The following is a 732-nucleotide window of genomic DNA, read 5'->3' on the forward strand; positions in this document are numbered from 1 at the left end:
TGCTCCGACTGCTCGTGGGCGCACGGTTTCAGGTACTGTTTCACTCCCCTCCCGGGGTGCTTTTCACCTTTCCCTCACGGTACTGGTGCGCTATCGGTCACAGGGTAGTACTCAGGCTTGGATGGTGGTCCACCCAGGTTCGGACCGGGTTTCACGTGCCCGGCCCTACTCAGGGACCGCGTCGCGCCGTCCGGTCTGGGTTCGCGTACGGGGCTGTCACCCGCTGCGGCCGGCCCTCCCATGCCGTTCCGCTCCCCAGCCGGACCTGCGCCCGGGGGCGGCAGCCCCCGGATGCGCGGCCCTGCAACCCCGACGGCGGAACCCCTGCCGGGTACGCCCGCTCGCCGGTTTGGCCATCGGTCCCCTTTCGCTCGCCGCTACTCGGGGAGTCTCGAGATTGATTTCCTCTCCTCCGGGTACTTAGATGTTTCAGTTCCCCGGGTCGTCCTCCCCCCGCCTATGCGTTCAGCGGGGGGATATGCACACTGCTGTGCATGGGTTCGCCCATTCGGAGACCCCCGGGTCGAAGGATGTGTGCTCCTCGCCGGGGATTATCGCAGCTTGCCGCGTCCTTCATCGGCTCCCTGTGCCAAGGCATCCGCCGTGCGCCCGTGGTATCTTGCGGGACCGCATCGGGCCCGCGGGATATCCACGTGTCGCTAAATTAAATTAATCGATATCATGAATAGCGCTCGTATGTCGCAATTCGGGTATCTCATACCGCGGCACAGT

Annotated in this window: 1 rRNA gene; it reads right to left on the minus strand. The window is 64.8% G+C overall.

The window, feature by feature from the left end:
* Positions 1–625: ribosomal RNA gene (locus AAAX73_RS09715) — 23S ribosomal RNA — on the minus strand; the annotation flags it as partial.
* Positions 626–732 lie beyond the last annotated feature (107 nt).

The sequence above is a fragment of the Collinsella sp. CLA-ER-H9 genome, assembly GCF_040092295.1.
Taxonomy (GTDB): Bacteria; Actinomycetota; Coriobacteriia; order Coriobacteriales; family Coriobacteriaceae; genus Collinsella.